This window comes from Flavobacterium sp. ACN6 (assembly GCF_002304005.1).
In the GTDB taxonomy this organism is placed as follows: domain Bacteria; phylum Bacteroidota; class Bacteroidia; order Flavobacteriales; family Flavobacteriaceae; genus Flavobacterium.
The window spans coordinates 24829-40810 of sequence record NZ_MRCQ01000010.1 but is presented as its reverse complement, the minus strand read 5'-3'; the positions used below and the strand labels follow the sequence as shown (position 1 = coordinate 40810).

Here is a 15982-nt window from a genome sequence, read left to right as displayed (position 1 = left end):
GTTTCTATTTTGTTTTCAGTACATTTGTTTCTTTGCCGCTGTGCATTGTTTTATAATGATTAATGATACCGCAATCATATTCGAAAATTCAATAAAAGGAATTGTAATTTCATGTGATTTTGTAAATGAGACTGCTGTATCGTTTAACATTTTTATTTTCGCAAAAGCCAGTTCGGAATCACGTTCTTCACTGGTATAAAAAGAAGTGACCAGTTTTTGCAGTTCTTTTTTCAGAATTTCAAAAGCATGATAATCGTTTGCTTGTTCAGCTTTTGGAAACTTCGGAATTAATATTTTAGTAGAAAAAGTAAATCCAGCAATGGTTCTATCTACATTTTCTGAAGCTTGATGCGCAAATACCAAAGCTTCTAAAAGGGAATTTGAGGCCAAACGATTTTTACCATGAAGCCCCGTTCTTGCACATTCACCAATTGCATAAAGATTTTTGATATAGGTCGCTGCATTCTGATCAACTTGTATACCGCCACACTGATAATGTGCTGCAGGGACAATCGGGATTAAATCTTTTTCAGGTCGTATTCCCAATTCATTGCAATGTGCTGTAATTGCTGGAAAGTGATTTTGAAAATCTGCAGCATTTAAATGCCTGCAGTCTAAATACACATGCTCTTTTGAACTCAATTGAAGTTCTTTGCTAATGGCATTTAAAACAATGTCATGTGTTGCCAATTCACCTCTGATATCATACTTAAAAAGAAATCTTTTTCCGTCTTCACTTATAATATGAGCGCCAAAACCTCTAACATCTTCCGAAATTAAAAACATCGGATTTTCTTTTCCAGTAAACAATGCAGTTGGGTGAAACTGAATATACTGCATGTCTACAATATCTGCTCCAGCACGCGCCGCCATTGCAATTCCGTCTGCCGTTACAATTTTCTCATTCGTTGTGTTTTCAAAAAGCTGGCCGCATCCTCCAGTATTTAAAACAGTGGCTCTGGTTCTAATGTATTTTATTTTGTTATGCTTTTTATCATAAAAAAAGGCTCCCGTGCAAGTAGGTTTATTTCTTTTGAATTCGGTGTTCAAGTCAATAACCATATGGTTTTCCCAAAGTTCAATATTTGGTAACTTCTTGATGATTTTAAGCAGTTTTCGCTCCAATCCAGAACTGTCTTTATGATGGAGTATTCGATGTTGTGAATGTCCGTCTTCAAGACCCAAATTCCATTCTCCGTTTTCGTCTTGATCAAATGAAGCTCCCATTTCAATCAATTCTTTCAGTCTATCGGGTGCTTGTGTAATTACCATTTTGACAATTTCTTTATCGCATAAACCGCCTCCAGAGCGAAGCGTATCCTCTATATGCTGACTAAAACTATCTTTCATAAGATCTGTTACTACTGCAATTCTGCCATGCGCGAGCTCAGTATTAGTTTTTTTCGCAGTTTCTTTAGTCATTATAACAATTGATAAGTCTGGACGTTTTTTTGCCGTTTTTATAGCAAAGAACAATCCCGAAATACCAGAACCTATGACAAGTATATCTGTTGTTAGCATGTTATTTTGATTTAGAGTTGGCGTTTTTATGATAATTCAAACATTCTTTCAATGGCTTCTTTTTGTAAGTATCTCCGAGAGCTGTATTTCAGAACTTTTATTTTTAAGTCTTAATATCTTTTTACAATTAGTGCAATCGCTAGTGCTTCTTATTTGTGAAATTATTTTAAGTATTTAATTTTAATAGGGTAAATGTATTATCATTATTATTTTCAAAACATGATTCTAATCATACTGTTAGATATTTATTTTTTTTATTTTATACGGAGTGAAAGTTCTTTGAATAATACTATTTAGGATAAACGATAAATAAAAAAGCTGCAGCCCTAAATGAGTTGCAGCTTTTTAAATAACCAGAATGTTTCTTTATTAGTTCTAACTAGAAAAATTCAAGCCTTTATTTTTAAAACTAGTATAAAGTTCTTGTCTTGCAGAGCTTATCGTTTCTTCTGTTCGGTAAATACTACACCAGAATTTGATCAGCACTTTATATTTTCCGTCAGAAATAGCACTGTAATAAATCTGTGATGGTTTTGAATTATTTACCATTGGCAGATTGGCGAGTGTTTCGTTTACCGTTAAATTAATTTCTTCAGGAATGGTTTCGCCTACGATTTCAAAAGTAACTTCTACTAATTTAAAATTATCCGTATATGTCCAGTTGGTAATATTTTGAGATAATAAATTACCATTCGGAATAATGATTTCGGCTCCATTTGGCGCATTAATTTTGGTTGTACGAAGTCCCATCGATTTTACACGACCTGATTCTGAACTAATCTCGACAACGTCACCAATTTGAATTGGTTTATCAAAAATCAATATAATTCCCGATACAAAATTGTTTACTACATTTTGAAGTCCAAGTCCGACACCGACACCTAAAGCTCCTAAAAGAATACTCAGTTTGTCTAACGGCATTCCAGAAGCAGCAACGGCAAGAAGGTAACCGCTGATTAAAACTACTAATCGGGTAATCAATAATTTTGAATGCTGTCTTTTGTTGATGTTTTCTTCGTTTTCATCATCAATTTCACCAAAGAAATAAGCAACATAATTTTGCAATAAATGGGCAACCCAGATAATGATAAAGAATAAAACAATATTACCAAGTGTAAAAGTGATGCTTCCAATTGTATTAGGATGACTTAATATCTTTTGAAAAGAAGCGCGAAGGGATTCCCAAATATTCAGATTTGATGCGATTACAATAATCCACATATAGCTGATTACAATAATAAAAGGTTTCTTTAAAGTATCGGACAAACTTTCGTAATCAAACATTTTTTCTATTCCTCTTTTAACTCTAGTGGTGTAAATCTGCAAAAGAATAATCTCTAAAATTATCTTCAATACTACACTTAAAGCAACGATTTGAGTAAGAGAAATAAATGCTGTAATAGTTAACATGTTAGAAAGCGAAACCCTTCCAAACAAATTGTAAAGAATTGATAAGCCATTTAAGCCAATAAAAATTATACTTGCCCACTTAAAAAAGCCTTTTATATAAAGTTCTTCTTTAAGTGTTTTAATTTGAACTAAACCGTATCTAATACCCAAAAGATTAATGGCTACAAATGCAAAACGCTGCAATAATCCGATGGTAATAAACAAATCCAAAAAGCAAAGTGCAAAGAATAGTCCTAAAAGGAAAAGCCAGTTTCGCATGGAAACTCCCGACCATTGATTTTTGAAAAGTACGGTTAAAACTGCAAGCAGAATAAGCTGTAATAATTCTAAAAATAATGCCGGTGCATATAAATTGGTAACAACGGCAATGTTTAAAGCAATAACCAAAACCGGCAGTAAAACACCGCGATTTAGATATTTGAAGTTTAAAAGTAAAAGACTTTCAGAATAACCATTTGCTTTTAGGTATTTTACGTTTCTAGAAATGTACCAAAACAAAAGTCCCATGAAGAAACATAAAGTAATCAATCCGCCCGCTTTGTAACTGAGATAATAAGCGGCAACATTTTCCTCAATTATAATTTTGGCTTTAATGTTATGCGTTACTTTTTTAGCAATAGCAGAATCGCTGATCTGCCATAGGGAAGGGTATTCTTTATTAAAAATACTTATTCCTGATTTTTCAAGTTTGCTTTCAACATTTACCAGAGCGCTCGAAACAGCAATTTTTCGCTGTACGGTTAATCTCTTTTTATTGTTTAAAACAGTTTGGTTTTTAGTCATCAGACTATCTGTACCAACATATCTCTTTTTAAGATCGGCAAATTCTTTCTTGAATTGCTTGCGCTTAATAGTATCTCTAAGTAAAGTAATTAGGGTTTTGTCTTTTCGAAGATCAATTACACGACTTTTAATCTTTTCAAGATTAAGGTTTCTCTCGTTTATAGATTTATTCTGCTCTTCTAATTCCTGTTCTATTTCCTGCAGAACAATACGATACATCTGCTGGTTACGCACATTTGGGTTGGCTCCTTTTAGACTGGCTAGAATAAGGTTCAGTTTGCTTTCTGTGCGTTTCATTTCGCCAAAAAGATGATGAGTATCACCTTGAAAATCGATGTCGTTAAAGGCAGATTCCAACACTTCTCCGGCTTTTTCAATCGCCATTAAATAATCGCTGTCTGTGGCCGTTGTGTCATTAAACAATCTGCCGGCGTTTTCTTTTTTGACAGGTTTTTGTTCTTGCGAATAACTTAACGCGGAATAGAAAAGAAATAAAAACAGCGTTAAAAAATTAAAAGTTCTTTTTTGAAAAATCATAATGTATATGGCTTATTTAGGGAGATCAAATTTAATTTTTTTTGCAAAACTTTTCGTAAAGAAAAAATTAAATTAGACATTCCGCCATATTTAATCGTCAGATTGCGATTTTGAGTCTTTCAAAGTGGTTTATTTTTTATTTTTTTGAAATGAATTTGAATTCAAAATTGTAATCATAATCAAATGAAAAAAGTAAAATTAATAGAATAATATATTAAAATAGAAAAGCAATAATCAATAATAGTAAAGCAGTGACAATTAATAGAATATAAATTATTAACTCGACAGTCTTTTGTTTTTTTAATAAATCCTCGATGGTTATTTCACTAGGTTTCTTTGTTTTCATTTTATATTTTTACATTAAATATTTCCGCAAAATTTAATTAAAAAACATTCCAAAACAAGAGGTCAAGTTTTTTTGACTACACAATAAAATATGGAAGAAATAGAAACTTGTCCAGCACAAAGGCTTTTAAAAATATTATCGGGTAAATGGAAAGCTGAAATTTTTCGTTTGGCTGTCGAATCTCCGTTGCGATTTAATGGTTTACTGCGACAAATTCAGGGATCAAATAAACAATCTTTGGCTACTGCTTTAAAAGAACTGGAAGAAGAAGGACTTTTAGAAAAAACAACCATTAAATTGAAGCCTTTGCACATTGAATATAATTTGACGGAAAAAGGAAAAGCTTTAATTCCTGTTTTTCAGCAGTTAGAAGGATTGTCATAGTTAATATGCAATCAAACAGTGGTAAAGAATTATGAAAGAAGATCTATTCTATTTTAAATTAGAAAGATAAACTCTCTTTCTAATTTAAAATAGCTGAAGATGAAACTTTGTTCTTTGGAAGATAAATCCAAAAAATAGTTCCTTCATCTGGTGTACTGTTAAAATTAATTATACCATTATGGTTTTCAATAATTCTTCTGCAAAGCGCTAGTCCAATTCCGTTGCCTCCATATTGATCTCGCTCATGCAGACGTTGAAACATATCAAATATGCGGGCAGAATATTTATTATCCATACCAATTCCGTTGTCCGCAATAGAAATTACTTCATAATTTTCGGGATTAGCGACGAAATGTTCATCTTTTGGAACATCTCCGTATGAAATTGTTACCGTAGGCTGGGCAGTATTAAACTTAAGTGCATTATTGATTAAATTGTAAAATAGCTGACCTAACTGTGTATCCAGACCCAAAACTTTTGGAAGCGGGTTCACGTTTATTATGGCATTTTTTTCTTCAATAACCATACTCAAGTCGGCCTGAACTTGCAGCAGTACATTATTAAGATCTACTTGTTCAAAATATTTTTCTTTATTATCAATTCGCGAATAGTTAAGTACATCTGCAATTAAATTAGATAATCTTCCGGCTGCGAGCGTAATTCGATCAAAATAATACTGCTTTCTCTGATCTTCGCTTAAGTGTTCTCCAGCGCGCGAAAGCATAATCATGATTTTCCTAAGCGGTTCTTGCAAGTCGTGACTGGCTATATACGCAAATTGCTCCAATTCTTTGTTTTTGAAAAGAAGTTTTGAATTTGCACTTTCCAGTTCATGCTGAATTATCTTTAGTTCACTATTGTCTTTTAGTGTTTCAACAATCATTTTTTGAGCGCTGATATCAACAAAATAAACCAGCCAGTTATTAAAAGTTCCGTCTTCTGCTTTATTTGGTGTTATTGAAACCAAATGCCAAGTGTAGTCTGATGAATTTTTAATTCTGGTTTCTCCAAAAAATACAGAATGATTTCTTTTTGCTTTGCTCCATCCGTCTAATACTATATCGATATCATCGGGATGAACAAAATTATGAAGTGATTTTTTATCGAAATTAAGAAGTGGCTTTAGTAGAAACTTTTCTAAAGATTCGTTTACCAATAAAACATTATTACGTTCATTTATGACACAAATAAGAATTGGCAGTGTGTTAGCCAGTTGTTTGTATTTGTTTTCGCTTTCTGTCAGTTTTTCTGAAAGAGCAATAAGTTCGATATTTTTCTTTCTAATCTCATCGTAAGGAGATAGAGGAGGCTCGTATTTAAAATAGTCAATAAGACTTTTTATTTTGGTTTCTGAAAGTAATCCAGGAGAAGATATAGGCAGACTTATTCTAGTAATCGATTGATTATTAGAATAACTATATTCCATATCATTAGAAATTTTAGAGGCATAAATAAATGCTTCTGGATTGCAGTTTTTTAAATCAACAGAGTCTGTTATAATTGCAGCAATTTCCTTTTGTGTGCTTTTAATAATATTCACACCCAAAACAAGCAGAGAATCCTTACCCTTGGCAATAGAGCATCTTGCAATTTCAGAAACAGCTGTTGCAAATCTTGTTTGAAAAGAAGATGCCATACCGCACATTTCTGCAATTTTCATACATCGCTTATGGGCTAGTATTAAGTCCATTTCGTTATCAAGATTAATTTTTATGATCTCTTTCATGGGGCTTAATTTATTTTACCAACAAGTATTGTAGCGTCGTCTGTACCTCTCACATTTTCTTTGAATAGTGCTGACGCAATTATGGATGAACTCTGCTTAAGAATAGAAGTCATATCATTAAGATTCCATCTGGTACGTAATCCATCACTATGCATAACAATAATTTGATGTCTTTTGTAAGGAACTATTGTACTGTTTAAAGTGCGCGGAATGTTATGCCCTATAATTCCATTATAGGGTGTATAGGTTTTATTTTCTAATCCGTTATAAATTCTCGTATTAATGTTGCCTATACCGCAAATATTCCAAGTTTCCGATTTATAATCGACTGAAGCTATTGTTCCAACTAATCCTCTGGTTTTTTTTACCCTAGAATGTATATCCCGCAATATAGCTGAAGGTTCTGTTTCAGCAGATTGCTTAAAGATTTTTATTGCAGCTTGTATAGCTTCTCCAGCGCTTTCTCCATGACCTAATCCGTCACCAACAAAGATTTGAAAACCTCTAGTAGAATATTTTATATGGTATCCGTCTCCGCAAATTTTTTCACCTGGATAATTAACTGCAATCGCAGCATGACTGATTCCAGTTTGAAGAGCAGGTAATTCTAGATTGGGTTTTTCGCAGATTCTAACATATTGAACACAACCCCAGTTTTTCATGGAGTAAATTTGAAAATCATTACTTAATCTTTTAATCGAGCCCAATCCATGGCCAAGAGTATTAGAAGAAGAATATCCGTCGTTCATTATTTTGGCAACATTTTCAAATCCTACACCTTTATCAAGACAATAAATCTCAATTTCATTGTATCCATTTTCCAAATGTGCTCTGTAAAGTAATTCCCCTCCATTAGCATATTTGATAAGATTTGAGGTTAGTTCTGCAACAATAATATCTGTTTCAGCGGCCCTGTGAGGTGTAAAACCCAGTTGAAGGGCCAGATTATGTATTTCTCTTTTTATAAAAGCAATAAGGCTTCGATCATCTATTTTATAAGTGGAAAACGTATTATCCATTTTTCCATTTTGTTATAGTAACGGTAGTTCCGTTTCCTAGTTCTGATTTAATTTCAAATTCATTAACAAGTCTTTTTGTTCCTGGCAGACCCAAGCCGAGGCTTTTTCCTGTACTGTATCCATCCTTCATAGCCAGTGTTATATCGGCTATACCGGGACCTTGATCAATAAAGGTTACACGTACACCATTATCTCGGCCATTGCTGACAGATTCTATGATGACTTTGCCGCCACCGCCATATTTGAGCAGGTTACGGACAAGTTCGCTTGTGGCAGTAATCAATTTGGTTTGATTTAATATGCTCATACCAATTTTTACGCCATACTCTTTTACACGATTGCGCAATGGTACCACATCTTGTTCCCTTACAATAAGAGACTCTTCTTTACTATTCGTTATCGTTGTCATCTAAGTGCTCTTCATTATAGCTGTTTTGCATTTTTGAGCGTAGTAGATCCATACCTTTTTCAACATTTAAGGCGCTTATGACTCCGTTTAAAGATAATCCTAATTCAACAAGTGTAATAGCAACTGCAGGCTGCATTCCTACAACCACAGTTTGTGCATCCATTATTTTTGACATAACGGCAATATTCCCTAAAATTCGGCCCATAAAAGAGTCAATTATAGAAACTGCAGAAATATCAATTAATACACCTTTAGAGCTATGTTTGCTTATAGTATTAATTAAATCTGATTCGAGGTTTTCTGCCAGTTGATCGTACAAATCTACTTGTATGGTAACAAGCAGAAAATCCCCCATTTTTAGTATTGGAATTCTTTCCATATGAATAATAAAATCTTATCTACAATTTATTTCTTTTAACAACAGAAAGCTGTAACATGTCAAATGCAGTTTTAAGTGCGCTAGCAAGAGATGCTTTTGTAATGATTCCAGTAAGATCAATTCCTAAATGAACAACAGTCTGTGCTATTTCTGGACGAATTCCACTAATAATACATTCTGCACCCATTAAACGTGTTGCACTAACTGTTTTAATAAGATGCTGGGCAACAAGTGAATCTACTGCAGGAACACCTGAAATATCAAGAATTGCAATAGAGCTTCCTGTGTCTACGATTTGCTGCAGAAGATTTTCCATAACCACCTGAGTTCTGGAGCTGTCTAATGTACCAATGATTGGTAAAGCAACAATACCTTCCCAAACAGTAATAACTGGAGTCGAAATTTCACTTATTTCATCAACTTGTCTTGAGATAACATCTTCTCGTCCTCTCATGAAGGCTTCAAAAGTTAAAATAGTCAAATTGTCTAAAACTGAATTCAATTTTAAATTGGCTTCGTAAAGTTTTGAAGGATCTTGTATTAATTCCGAAAGAATTTTGGAAGTAGCTTCTTTAAAAGAGGTCAAATATTGAGCGTTTTCTCTTGGGGAATAACCACGCTTTCCTCGTGAAGTTGAAATTCCAATTATAAGATCTTCTACTTTTTCTAACTCGCGTGCATCTTCATTAGATACGGCTGTTAAAAACACAGAAGCGAACTCTTTTGACTCTTCTTCTTCCATAGCGCCATCACTAGCTCCAATATCAGAAAGAATTTGTGCCCATACAGTTAATAATTTGTTTTCGTGCTCTTTTAGGACACCTAGGATATTGTTTTGCATTTGCTTTAATTTTGGTATTTTCTCTAACAAATATAAGACATTTAAACATACTTTAAGAAAAGATTTGTTAAAACCCAGATAAAATGTAAAATTCAGTTTAACTGTTAAAAGTGTGATAATTTATTAAGTTAGAATTTATTTTACTTAATATTTAGTAATCATTTCATTGTTCTTCTATTCAATTTATATGAAGAATATTTTATGATGGACACACATCCTAATAATTTAGACTTTACTATTCGATAACAATAAGAAATATAATTTTTTAAAATCAAAAAGCTCAATATAACTATTTAAGAAAAACTTTATATGAGCATAATTAATACCTTTAAAAAAAATAAATTAGAATGGTTAAGAATAGTTTCAAATATTATGGATAGTTATGTATTTCTTATTAATTAAAATAACTTCATTTCCAGCGATTGCATATATAATGTGGTCTAAATTTGGCTTCAATAAATGCTTTCCAGTGAATTCACCAAATGCAGGTAAAATCATTTGGTTGTGCTGCCTGAAAAAACAACGTAATTTTAAGCTTTGAAGTCCTAAACCTCTCAAAATTATTCCAGGATGAATATGTCCAGAAAAATTAAATAAGTTTTCTTTTTCGGTTGGATGATGAGTAAAGAAAAATGTATTGATTTCTAACATTTCCACTACAACAACTCCGATTTTTTTATAATGACTTTCATCAATAATATCGTGATTTCCCGTAATTAAATAGGTTTCGTAATTATTGTCTAAAACCCAATTTTCAAATAAATCCCATTCTGCATTTTTGGTGCTGTGAAATAGATCTCCTAAAAAGATAATTTTTTCAGGAACGAAATAATCTAAAACCTCTGTAATTTTTCTAAAATTTTCTGAAACAGCACTTTGTGGAATAGCAATTCCGTGTTTTCTAAAATGTGTTACTTTGCCCAAATGAAGATCAGAAATAATGACTGTTTTTTTGCTTTCCCAATAAAGGGCGCCAGTAGGATGAAGCTCGAATACTTCGTTATTAATTTCAATTTTCATAAATTATTATTTCATGTAAGAAGCAGTCATTTTCTGAATTCTTTCTGCTAGAGTTTCACTTGATAATTTTTCTCTCAAACGGTCTGTAATGATAGGGAAGCTAAATGGAGTAGGTTTAAGACATTGTTTCCAGACGATTTGCTGGTTTGCAATTCGTTCCAAAGCCAAAATCAAACGCCCTTCTTCCAGCTGATGTTCAAATGTTTCGCGGTACGCCTGATGCAGTAATAAATTATCTGGCTCATAATCCCTAAAAACTTCAAACAGTAATTGAGAACCACTTTGTAAATGTTTCGTTTTGACCATTTTTCCAGGAAATCCAGTAAAAACCAATCCAGCGATTACAGCAATATCACGAAACTTTCTTCTTGCCATTTCGGTCGAATTTAAGCTTTTCTGTAAATCATGATGTACATATTCTGTTGAAAAAAGATTATTGTCTAATACTGCTTCAATATCAATTTCCTGATCAGAAAGTAATTCAAACCCGTAGTCATTATATGCCAGAGAAAAACTGATGGACTGTAACAAACTGATTCGGTATGCCAATAAACTGGCTAATGCTTCATGTACAAAACGTCCTTCAAAAGGATAAAATATCGCATGATATCCTTCTCTGGTTTTAAAAGTTTCTATTAAAAATTCATTGGTATCAGGAACAATAGATTCTTTTCGCTGTCTTTTAAACAAAGGCTGCAAAGCTTTCAGTTCAGGTGAAAGATCATCTGTGTTGGCACGATACAATTCCTGACGAAGTAATTCGCTCATTTGAGAAGACAGTGCCAAACGGCCTCCCATCCAGCTGGCAATTTTAGATTCTTTTTTCGCACTTGCTTTTTTGACCAAAACCTGCATATTTCGAATACGGAACAGTTCGAGTTTTTTTCCCGCAAAAATAAAAGTGTCACCCGGTTTTAACTTCGAAATAAACCATTCTTCAATTGTTCCGATATAACCGCCGCTCATGAACTTAACATTTAAAACCGCATCGCCTACAATAGTTCCAATCTGCATTCTGTGGTGCATAGCGATCATTCTGCTATTAATTTTATAACGGCCGTCTTCTTCAATTTCTACTTTTTTGAATTCGTCGTAAGCCTGTAAACTTTGACTTCCGTTGGTAATGAAATTTAAAATCCAATTCCAATTTTCCTTGTTCATGGTTTGATAGCTGAAAGTGCCTTGTACTTCCTTAAAAATTTGATCTGGAAAGAAACCATCAGAAACAGCTAAAGTGTTAAGATACTGAACCAAAACATCCCAGCTGTTCAAATACGGGACACGGTCTTCTATTACACTGTTTTCTACGGCTTTTTTTAAGGCAGATGCTTCAATCAATTCAATGGCGTGAGTGGCAAGAAAGTAGATTACACTTTCTTTTCCCGGCTGATGACCGCTTCGTCCAGCTCTTTGCATAAATCGCGCAACACCTTTTGGACCGCCAACCTGAATAATTGATTCAACTGGAGCAAAATCAACACCTAAATCTAGACTTGAAGTACAAACAACCACTTTTAATTCTTCATTACGAATGGCTTGTTCTACCCAAAGTCGGGTTTCTCGATCAATGCTTCCGTGATGCATCGCCATTTCTCCGGCGAATTCGGGATATTTTTCTAATAATCGCTGGTACCAGATTTCGCATGCCGAACGAACATTCGTAAAAATCAATGTCGTTTTACTGGCTTTTACAATTTTCGCTGCTTCATCAATCAAATGCAGTCCCATATGACCACGCCACGGATAAGTGTCCATTTTGTCTGGAATAATTGAGACGACCTTTATTTTTTTATTAATTACAGCTTTAATTAAAACAGAATTATGGTACGCCTCAGAATCAATTCCAAGCAAAACTTCCTGCGCTTGCTGTAAGTTGCCAATAGTTGCTGAAATGCCCCAAATGCGAATATTTTTTGCTATAGTTTTAAGTCTGGATAAACCTAATTCTACCTGTACGCCGCGTTTCGTTCCAAGTAATTCGTGCCATTCATCTATAACTATCGAACTGCAGTTTTTAAAAACAGCTTCATATCCTTTTGATGCTAAAAGCAATTGAAGACTTTCTGGAGTAGTAATGAGCAGATCTGGCATTTTTCCTTTTTGTTTCGCTCTTTCTGATGCTGAAGTATCTCCAGAACGAATTCCAACAGTCATTTTTATATCTAAATCATTTAAAACTCTTTCTGCGGCCTGTTTTATTTCTACAGACAAAGAGCGGAGCGGCGTAATCCAAATAGCTTTTAAGCCTGAAGTATGCTTGGATTGGTAATTCGGATTTTCTTTAATGTAGTTTAAAATAATGGGAAGCCATAGTGCATAAGTTTTTCCGCTTCCTGTTGGAGCGTTTAACAAACCATTTTTTCCCTGCAAAAAAGCAGTCCACGTTTGAGTCTGAAATGGAAAAGGTTTCCATCCCTGATTTTCAAACCAATCGCTGGCGATCTTAAATAACTGCTCTCTATTCATTTATAATATCATATTTTTTAAATCTTCTATAGAATTGGCTTCATCGATTTTTTTATCGTGACGCCATCTTAAAATTCTTGGAAAACGGGTTGCAACACCGCTTTTATGTCTTTTTGAAAGTGCAATTCCTTCAAAACCAATTTCGAATACCAATTGGGGCGTCACACTTCTTACGGGGCCAAATCGTTCCAATGTGTTTTTCTTGATCCAGTCATCTACCATTCTAAATTCGGCGTCGGTTAAGCCAGAATAGGCTTTCGCGAAAGTGACGAGTTCACGTTCTTTACTTTCATTTTCCTGCCAAAGAGCAAAAGTGTAATCGGTAAATAAATTAGAGCGTCTTCCATGGCCTCGCATAGCGTAGGTGAGGACCGCATCTATTACCAATGGCTCAATCTTCCATTTCCACCAATCGCCTTTTTTTCGTCCAACTAAATATGGAGAATCTTTTCGTTTCAGCATTAAACCTTCGCTTTTCATTTCTCGGGATTTCAGTCGTTCTTCTGTAACGTCTTCCCAATTTGAAAAATTAAATCTTTCGGAAAGCTGCAACGGAATATCTTTTCCAATTAAAGTTGTAAATAATTGTTCTAGTAAAGTACGGCGTTCTTCGTAAGGCAGATTTCGAATATCATTTCCCTGCCATTCTAATAAATCATATGCTTTTATTATAACGGGCGAATTTTTTAAAACAGAAGCCGATACATTTTTTCGCCCAATTCGGGTTTGCAGATCATTAAATGTACCAATTTGATTTTCAATGAAAGGAAGAATTTCACCGTCTATTACAGTTCCGTTTGGAATTATTCCGATGAAAGAATTAAATTCTGGATATTTGTCGGTTACCAATTCTTCGCCTCGGCTCCAAACATAAATTTCATTTTCGCGAATAATAGTCTGCGAACGTATTCCGTCCCATTTATGTTCGGCACTCCAATCTTCTGGATTTCCTAAATTTGAAAGTTCACCTTCAATCGGATAAGCCAGATAAAACGGATATGGTTTTGATAAATAATCGCTGCTTCTTTCGTCTAAAATCAATTCTTTAAAAGTGATCGTATTCGGATTCCAGTCTCCCATTAATTTATAGGCAAGAGTATCTTCGTCAATAATTTCAGCTTTAGAAAGCGCACGAGTCATTAATTTCTGACTTAAACCAATTCTGAAACTTCCTGTAATTAACTTCGTAAAAACGAAACGTTCGTAATAATTTAAGTTTAGCCAATTCGTCTGCAAATATTCTTTTTTTTCAGGATCTGTTTTCTTTTTTAAAGCGATAATCTCTTGTAAAAATTCGGTCAGACTTTTGTCAGAATGTTCCTTTGTAGTCGGAATAACCAATGCGATCGTTTCAGCCAAATCGCCGACAATATGGTAACTTTCTTCAAATAACCAAAGTGGAATATTGGCCAATTCATTTGCCCATAAACGTAATAAGGTCGTATTAACCGGTCGGGGAGGACGCCGATGCGAAAGAATGGCAATCGTCCAGACTTTGTCTTCGTCGCTTGCTTTTTGAAAATAATTCGTCAAAGCATCAACTTTTACCGATGTTTTATTAGAACTATCTAAGGTTTTTATAAGCTCGGCAAAGTTTTTCATTTAATTTTGAGTTATGAGTTATGAGTTGGGCATTAACAATTCACCATTAACAATTTACAATTAATTTCACAATTCATCATTAGTTACGTCGTTTGTTTCTCCTTCATATTGCGTATTCGCAGTTCTGGCATCATAACCTAATTCTCGGAGATATTTTGAAAATATATCAGAATAACCGTGTGTGCAGATTACTTTTTCGGCGCCAGTTGCCTGAATACTTTCTAGTAATCCTGTCCAGTCGCAGTGGTCGCTTAAAACAAAGCCGCGATCAACGGCTCGTCTGCGTCTTGCGCCGCGAAAGGCCATCCAGCCGCTTGCTGAGCCCGTTACAAATGGAGTCATTTTTCTGATCCAAGTACTGCCATGCGCACTTGGCGGTGCAATAACTATGCTACCTAATAAATCTTCTTTTTTGGTTTCAGGCGTTACTCTTATCGTTGCAGGTAAATCAATTAACGGACGAACAATTTCGGTCATGTTTTCAATCGCGCCATGCGTGTAAATGCGACCAATGTTGGGATCAAGATTTTTTAATAAACGTTGTGCTTTTCCTAAAGAATAGCCAAAAAGTACAGAGGTTTTTCCTTCTGCACGATTTTCTGCCCACCAATTATTAATGTCAGTCATAACTTCGGCCTGTGGTTCCCATTTAAAGGCTGGGAGTCCGAATGTGCATTCTGTTATAAAAGAATGGCATTTTACGACTTCATAAGGAACGGAAATTCCGTCGTCTTCTGTTTTATAATCACCTGTAAAAACCCAAATTTCGCCTTTGTATTCAACTCTTATCTGCGCAGAGCCAATAATATGTCCTGCGGGATGAAAAGAGAATTTAACGCCGTTTATAGTAAAAGTTTCATTCCAGTCTTTTCCTGTAACATTAATTTCGCCCAAGCGATGTTTAATGATGGCTACGTTCGAATAGTGTGTGATATAATTTTGATGTCCCCATCTCGCGTGATCAGAATGACCGTGTGTGATAATAGCATTAGTTACCGGACGCCAGGGATCAAGATAAACATCCGCCTGTTGACAGTAAATGCCTTTATCGTTAAATTGTAAAAGTGGTACATTCATTTATTTTTCAATTAGCTTAGAAGATTTAATTTGTTGCTGCAATAATTAAATAAGCAATTAAGGAAATACTCAAAACAAAAAGCATCATTGTAATAAAGGTAAGCATAGCGGTTGAATACTGGTACTTTCCTTCTTTTAGCAATTTGACTGTTTTAGTATATCTTAAATAGGATAGGAGGATCGTTAAAGCGCCTGCGATCAATAATCCAATTCCTAAGTAAATCGTGAAATTACTGTTGGGTGCAATAGTTTCGGCCAAATATTTTGTCGGAAGCTGTTTTAAAAACAATGAAAATTTTACAGCTACAAATCCAAAAACCATGATCCCAATTCCAGTACGAAGCCACGCCAATAAAGTTCTTTCATTAGAGAGGTATTCATTCATAATTTCCTGATCATTTTTAGGCGACATGTCTAGCAGTATTTTTAATTTTCAAATTTATTATAAGGCGGGTTTGAGTT

13 protein-coding genes are annotated in these 15982 nt (G+C 34.3%); 1 reads left to right on the top strand and 12 read right to left on the bottom strand.

The window, feature by feature from the left end; translation table 11 throughout:
* Nucleotides 1-15: 15 nt before the first annotated feature.
* Nucleotides 16-1521 carry an L-aspartate oxidase gene (locus tag BSF42_RS15685; RefSeq protein ID WP_095954036.1) on the bottom strand — a complete coding sequence of 502 codons (1506 nt, stop codon included), beginning with the start codon at nt 1519-1521 and terminating at the stop codon, nt 16-18.
* 375 nt (nt 1522-1896) lie between these two features.
* Nucleotides 1897-4251 carry a mechanosensitive ion channel family protein gene (locus BSF42_RS15680; protein ID WP_095954035.1) on the bottom strand — a complete coding sequence of 785 codons (2355 nt, stop codon included), beginning with the start codon at nt 4249-4251 and terminating at the stop codon, nt 1897-1899.
* 436 nt (nt 4252-4687) lie between these two features.
* Here BSF42_RS15680 and BSF42_RS15675 point away from each other — a divergent pair, with 436 nt between their 5' ends.
* Complete coding sequence (locus BSF42_RS15675) at nt 4688-4981, top strand: helix-turn-helix domain-containing protein (RefSeq protein ID WP_095954034.1); 294 nt, start codon at nt 4688-4690, stop codon at nt 4979-4981.
* A 79-nt stretch (nt 4982-5060) separates the two neighbouring features.
* Here BSF42_RS15675 and BSF42_RS15670 read toward each other — a convergent pair whose 3' ends face one another.
* The 10 genes from BSF42_RS15670 to BSF42_RS15625 form a co-directional block, all read right to left on the bottom strand.
* Entirely contained in the window at nt 5061-6707 is a 1647-nt protein-coding gene (locus BSF42_RS15670) for an ATP-binding protein (protein WP_095954033.1), read from the bottom strand.
* A 5-nt stretch (nt 6708-6712) separates the two neighbouring features.
* Nucleotides 6713-7726: a SpoIIE family protein phosphatase gene (locus BSF42_RS15665; protein ID WP_095954032.1), complete on the bottom strand. Its 1014-nt coding sequence runs from the start codon at nt 7724-7726 to the stop codon at nt 6713-6715.
* Nucleotides 7719-8135, bottom strand: coding sequence for an anti-sigma regulatory factor (locus BSF42_RS15660; protein ID WP_095954031.1), 417 nt, complete (start codon nt 8133-8135; stop codon nt 7719-7721). Before BSF42_RS15660 ends, BSF42_RS15665 begins: the two co-directional genes overlap by 8 nt.
* Nucleotides 8116-8490: an STAS domain-containing protein gene (locus BSF42_RS15655; RefSeq protein ID WP_253251080.1), complete on the bottom strand. Its 375-nt coding sequence runs from the start codon at nt 8488-8490 to the stop codon at nt 8116-8118. Before BSF42_RS15655 ends, BSF42_RS15660 begins: the two co-directional genes overlap by 20 nt.
* Nucleotides 8491-8533: 43 nt before the next feature.
* Nucleotides 8534-9355: an STAS domain-containing protein gene (locus BSF42_RS15650; protein ID WP_095954029.1), complete on the bottom strand. Its 822-nt coding sequence runs from the start codon at nt 9353-9355 to the stop codon at nt 8534-8536.
* Between the two features lie 363 nt (nt 9356-9718).
* Nucleotides 9719-10375: a ligase-associated DNA damage response endonuclease PdeM gene (gene pdeM / locus BSF42_RS15645; protein WP_095954028.1), complete on the bottom strand. Its 657-nt coding sequence runs from the start codon at nt 10373-10375 to the stop codon at nt 9719-9721.
* Between the two features lie 6 nt (nt 10376-10381).
* On the bottom strand, nt 10382-12841 hold the full coding sequence (locus BSF42_RS15640; RefSeq protein WP_095954027.1) for a ligase-associated DNA damage response DEXH box helicase: 2460 nt from the start codon (nt 12839-12841) through the stop codon (nt 10382-10384).
* A complete protein-coding gene (locus BSF42_RS15635) occupies nt 12842-14443 on the bottom strand; it encodes an ATP-dependent DNA ligase (RefSeq protein ID WP_095954026.1) in 1602 nt (533 codons plus the stop codon). It lies immediately after the preceding gene.
* Nucleotides 14444-14509: 66 nt separating this feature from the next.
* Nucleotides 14510-15520 (bottom strand): ligase-associated DNA damage response exonuclease, encoded by a 1011-nt coding sequence (locus BSF42_RS15630; protein ID WP_095954025.1) that lies wholly within the window; start codon nt 15518-15520, stop codon nt 14510-14512.
* A gap of 25 nt (nt 15521-15545) precedes the next feature.
* The gene (locus BSF42_RS15625; RefSeq protein ID WP_095954024.1) at nt 15546-15932 is read right to left on the bottom strand and encodes a YidH family protein; all 387 of its coding nucleotides are present in this window, start codon (nt 15930-15932) and stop codon (nt 15546-15548) included.
* Nucleotides 15933-15982: the final 50 nt, after the last annotated feature.

Coding starts and splice junctions, on each gene's coding strand:
- BSF42_RS15655 (WP_253251080.1), bottom strand. CDS start 8,490: ATGGGGGATTTTCTGCTTGTTACCATACAAGTAGATTTGTACGATCAA.
- BSF42_RS15660 (WP_095954031.1), bottom strand. CDS start 8,135: ATGACAACGATAACGAATAGTAAAGAAGAGTCTCTTATTGTAAGGGAA.
- BSF42_RS15625 (WP_095954024.1), bottom strand. CDS start 15,932: ATGTCGCCTAAAAATGATCAGGAAATTATGAATGAATACCTCTCTAAT.
- BSF42_RS15665 (WP_095954032.1), bottom strand. CDS start 7,726: ATGGATAATACGTTTTCCACTTATAAAATAGATGATCGAAGCCTTATT.
- BSF42_RS15630 (WP_095954025.1), bottom strand. CDS start 15,520: ATGAATGTACCACTTTTACAATTTAACGATAAAGGCATTTACTGTCAA.
- BSF42_RS15685 (WP_095954036.1), bottom strand. CDS start 1,521: ATGCTAACAACAGATATACTTGTCATAGGTTCTGGTATTTCGGGATTG.
- pdeM (WP_095954028.1), bottom strand. CDS start 10,375: ATGAAAATTGAAATTAATAACGAAGTATTCGAGCTTCATCCTACTGGC.
- BSF42_RS15670 (WP_095954033.1), bottom strand. CDS start 6,707: ATGAAAGAGATCATAAAAATTAATCTTGATAACGAAATGGACTTAATA.
- BSF42_RS15675 (WP_095954034.1), top strand. CDS start 4,688: ATGGAAGAAATAGAAACTTGTCCAGCACAAAGGCTTTTAAAAATATTA.
- BSF42_RS15635 (WP_095954026.1), bottom strand. CDS start 14,443: ATGAAAAACTTTGCCGAGCTTATAAAAACCTTAGATAGTTCTAATAAA.
- BSF42_RS15650 (WP_095954029.1), bottom strand. CDS start 9,355: ATGCAAAACAATATCCTAGGTGTCCTAAAAGAGCACGAAAACAAATTA.
- BSF42_RS15640 (WP_095954027.1), bottom strand. CDS start 12,841: ATGAATAGAGAGCAGTTATTTAAGATCGCCAGCGATTGGTTTGAAAAT.
- BSF42_RS15680 (WP_095954035.1), bottom strand. CDS start 4,251: ATGATTTTTCAAAAAAGAACTTTTAATTTTTTAACGCTGTTTTTATTT.